This window comes from Streptomyces sp. SID14436 (genome assembly GCF_010548465.1).
Lineage (GTDB): Bacteria > Actinomycetota > Actinomycetes > Streptomycetales > Streptomycetaceae > Streptomyces.
The window spans coordinates 1-4,208 of the sequence record NZ_JAAGMD010000199.1 but is presented as its reverse complement, the minus strand read 5'-3'; the positions used below and the strand labels follow the sequence as shown (position 1 = coordinate 4,208).

The following is a 4,208-nucleotide window of genomic DNA, read 5'->3' as shown; positions in this document are numbered from 1 at the left end:
CGCTCCACCGGCCCGCCCCCGGCCACCGCGACGCCCACCGCGACGGCGGCCACCGCCACGACCGCGGTCACCACCGGAGCACGCGTCCCGCGCCCCTCGCGCCCTCGGCCGGGGGTGTTCCGGATGTTCCGGACGTTCCTCATGCGGTACCTCAGCTGCACGGCCGGCCGGCTCAGTCGTTGGCGCAGGATTCTCTCCCGTGCTCATGGCGGCGCCTCAGAAGCCCACCGGCCGACCTGCGAGACCCCGAAAGCTATATGTCCCAGTTAATCGGGTGCATGGCTGAAAGTCGCACATGCACAGCCGTGCAAAAAGCATTGGCCACGAGCCACCGCGTCACCCGACTCCGGCCGCTCCGGCACCGTCCGCCCCGCCGACGGCCCCTTCCAGCCACCGGAGGACCACCGCGTTCACTCCTGAGCGGGACACCGCACTCCGCCGAACGTGACAGCTGGGCCGGAGCAGTTGCTTTGGGGAAGGGCGGGACTCCCCGGATTAGTATGAAAGTTGGTGCGGCAGCGCACCCGGTATTCGAGGGACCACGGGGGGACAGCTATGGCCGTGCCTGCCCTCGCCGAACTGTGGAAGACAGCGAGCCCGTACGGTCTTACTCCCGCTGACGACCTGACAGGTGAGGGCTCATGAACCGCCGACTCCTCGGTGCCCTCGGCGCTGCCGCTCTCCTCGTCACCGCGTGCTCGGGCGACAAGCCGGGCCAGGACTATTCCCTGCCCCGGCAGATGTGCGGGATCAAGACCGATGCGGCCGACCTCAAGCCGCTGCTCCCCGAAGGGAAGAGCGCCAGGTACTGGCAGAACCGGACCACCGACTACAGCTACCACCTCTGCCGGGTGATCGTCGACGACGCGGCGGCGCTCAAGCTGCAGATCCTGCGCGACACCGGGTTCAGCGCCGAGACGGAGGAGGCTGCGTACAACGACCACAAGAACTACCGCCCCATCTCGCTGAGCGGCGGTGTCGAGGTGGTCAGCGCGGGCGTGGCGGACGACGGTGGGGAAGTGTGGCTGGAGTGCAAGCCCCTGCCGGGTCATCCACAGGAGTTGATGGCCGAGCGGCCATACACGCATCTGGTGCTCAGCATCCACCTCCTGAGCGAGGTCGAGGGCAAGGACGCCCTGGCCCGGCGCCACGCCGGTGTCGAGGCGTTCATGCGGTCCTACCTCCCGGGCCTGCGGAAGGCGTGGTGCGCGCCCGAGGGCTGATGAAATCCGCCGGAGGCAGCACTCCGAACGCGCCGCAGCGCCCGACCGGGATCCGGTCGGGCGCTGCGCAGCAGGTCAGAGGGTGTGTACTTCCCCCGTGCCGGTAGGCCCTGTGGGACTCGAACCCACAACCAATGGATTAAAAGTCCACTGCTCTGCCAATTGAGCTAAGGGCCCCTGGCGATGTTGCCTCCCCGAGCATAGCGGGACGTGAGCACCTCTCCGATCGGGTATTGCCCCCGGCGGGGCGTGAGATGTACCGCGGGAAAGCGGGAGGGCCCGCGCAACCGAAGTCGTGCGGGCCCTCACGGCGTTCAGCCCGGGCGGGGCGTGTCAGCCGTTGCGCTTCCAGCGCGGCTTGTCCTCGCGGCGGCCGAAGGAACCGCCGCTGCGGTGGTCGTCACGACGGCCGTAGGGGCGGTCGTGGCCGCTGGAGCGGTAGCCGGGGCGGTCGCCCTGGCGGTCGCGGTTGTAGGGGCGGTCGCTGCCGCGGTGGCCGCCTCGGTCGTCGCGGCGGAAGCCGCCACGGTCACCGCGGTCACGGTCACGGTCGCGGTTGAAGCCACCGCGGTCGTCACGACGCTCGAAGGAACGGCCACCACGGTCCGCGCGGTCACGGTCGAAGGACCGGCCGGGGCGGTCGTCGCGGCGGAAGCCGCCACGGTCACCGCGGTCACGGTCACGGTCGCGGTTGAAACCGCCGCGGTCGTCACGACGCTCGAAGGAACGGCCACCACGGTCGCCCCGGTCCCCGCGGTCGTCGCGGCGGAAGCCGCCACGGTCGCCCCGGTCTCGGTCACGGTCGCGGTTGAAGCCACCGCGGTCGTCACGACGCTCGAAGGAACGGCCACCACGGTCGCCCCGGTCCCCGCGGTCGTCGCGGCGGAAGCCGCCACGGTCGCCCCGGTCGTCACGGCGCTCGCGCCGCTCGTACGGGGCGGACGGCTCGGTGCGCTCGGCGCGCTCGGTGCGCTCGACGTCGCGTGCGGTCGGCTGCTCCGGCAGGACCACCTCGGCCTCGGCCGACAGCTGGGCGGCGGCCTCGGCGACCGCGGCCTCCGGGTCCTCGCCCCGCTCCCGCGCGGCCCGCGCGAGCAGCCGGTCGGACTCCTCGCGGAGTTCCGTCGCCCGCCGCTGGGCCCGCTCCAGCTCCTTGGTGAGCTGGGCGACCTCGCGCTCGGCCTGCTGCGCCGCGTTGCCGGCGGACTCCGCCTGCACCTCGGTCATGGACCGGGCGCCGGTGATCTCGGCGACCTCCGGGTCGAAGGCGGCGCCGCCCTGGATGATGTGGCGCGTGGCGTCGACGCCCGCGTCCTCCATCAGCCGGAAGATCTGGCGCCGCTGGTGCGGCAGGGAGAGGGAGACGACGGTGCCGGTGCGGCCGGCACGCGCGGTGCGGCCGGCACGGTGCAGGTAGTCCTTGTGGTCGCCGGCCGGGTCGACGTTCAGGACGAGGTCGATGCCGTCGACGTGGATGCCGCGGGCCGCGACGTCCGTGGCGACCAGGACGTTGACGTAGCCGTCCTTGAAGTCGGCCAGGGTCCGGGTCCGCGCGCCCTGCGTCATGCCGCCGTGCAGGGCGTCCGCCTTCACGCCCGCCTCGCGCAGCTGGTCGGCGACGCGGTCGGCGCCGAGCTGGGTGCGGACGAAGATGATGGTGCGGCCCTTGCGGGACGCGATGGCCGCGGTGACCGGCGCCTTGTCCTTGGGCTTCACGACGAGGATGTGGTGCGACATGGTCGTGACCGCGCCCTGCGCCGCGTCGACCTCGTGGGACACCGGGTCCTTGAGGTAGCGGTCGACGAGGGTCTTGATCTCGTTCTCCATGGTCGCGGAGAACAGCATGCGCTGGCCGCCCGCGGGCACCTGGTCGAGGAGTTCGGTGACCTCGGGCAGGAAGCCCAGGTCGGACATCTGGTCGGCCTCGTCGAGGACGGCGATCTCCACGTTCTCCAGGGAGCAGGCGCCGCGGTTGATGATGTCGCGCAGGCGGCCCGGGGTGGCGACCAGGATGTCGACACCGCGCTCCAGGGCGTAGATCTGGTTGCCCATGGAGGTGCCGCCGCAGACGACCTTCATGCGCAGGTTGAGGACGTCGCCGTAGGGCTGGAGCGCGTCGGCGACCTGCATGGCCAGCTCACGCGTGGGCGTCAGGATGACGGCGCGCGGCTTGTGCTTCTCGGTGCGGCCGCCGGCCAGGGTGGCCAGGGTCGGCAGTCCGAAGGAGAGGGTCTTGCCGGAGCCGGTGCGGCCCCGGCCGAGGATGTCCTTGCCGGCCAGGGCGTCCGGGATGGTCGCGGCCTGGATGGGGAAGGGGCTGGTCACGCCGTTCTGGGCCAGCTTGCGCACGACGCCCTCGGGCAGGCCGAGGTCCGCGAAGGTCAGCTCGGGGGCCTGGTCGGCGGGGTCGGTCGTGACGTCGGTGCCGGCGTCGGTGTCGGTGTCCTCGATGCTCGCGAGGGTGCCGAGGTCCTCGGCGTTCTCGGGCACGACGACGTGATCAGTACTGGCGATGGGCATACGAATGCGAAACCTTCCGGAGTCTCTTCGGCACGCGCCCGTCAACTCCGTGATTCGCGCTTCGCAATTACGACCGCCTCGATGCGGTCCACCACGGCAAAGGAGAGTACGCGCCACACGGCGCGCTCTGCAGTGGCGCCGGGCAAATAGGATCAAACGATCTGCCATCATACGCACCCGGGGACCCCGAAAGCAAACCGGTACCCCCCTGCGGAAAGGAACCCCAGGTCAGCCCGTCAACCTCGCGGAACGTCCACCATCCGACGGTCGCGGGCACGTGCCGGCCCCTAGGCGGGTGCTCCGGCCCGCGGTGCCGGTTCCCGCTGCTCCAGCTGGGTGTCCGGCGGCTCGTGCGCCGACGACGAGGGTTCCGCGGCCGTGGGCTCCGGCGGCTGGGACGGCTCGGGCGGCGGAGGGGTCGGCTGCGGCTCCGGGGAGCGGGTGGGCGCGGGCGGCAGGGGGCCG

2 protein-coding genes and 1 tRNA gene are annotated in these 4,208 nt (G+C 71.6%); 1 reads left to right on the top strand and 2 read right to left on the bottom strand.

Features of this window, described 5'->3' with window-relative positions; all coding sequences use genetic code 11:
* Positions 1–641 precede the first annotated feature (641 nt).
* A complete protein-coding gene (locus G3I53_RS07215) occupies positions 642–1,223 on the top strand; it encodes a hypothetical protein (protein WP_164333583.1) in 582 nt (193 codons plus the stop codon).
* 104 nt (positions 1,224–1,327) lie between these two features.
* Here G3I53_RS07215 and G3I53_RS07210 read toward each other — a convergent pair.
* Positions 1,328–1,400 (bottom strand) — tRNA-Lys (locus G3I53_RS07210).
* Between the two features lie 156 nt (positions 1,401–1,556).
* Positions 1,557–3,743: a DEAD/DEAH box helicase gene (locus G3I53_RS07205; RefSeq protein ID WP_164438141.1), complete on the bottom strand. Its 2,187-nt coding sequence runs from the start codon at positions 3,741–3,743 to the stop codon at positions 1,557–1,559.
* Positions 3,744–4,208 lie beyond the last annotated feature (465 nt).

What these genes read in the sequence shown, in the direction of transcription:
- G3I53_RS07205 (WP_164438141.1), bottom strand. Translation starts at nt 3,743, where the DNA reads ATGCCCATCGCCAGTACTGATCACGTCGTCGTGCCCGAGAACGCCGAG.
- G3I53_RS07215 (WP_164333583.1), top strand. Translation starts at nt 642, where the DNA reads ATGAACCGCCGACTCCTCGGTGCCCTCGGCGCTGCCGCTCTCCTCGTC.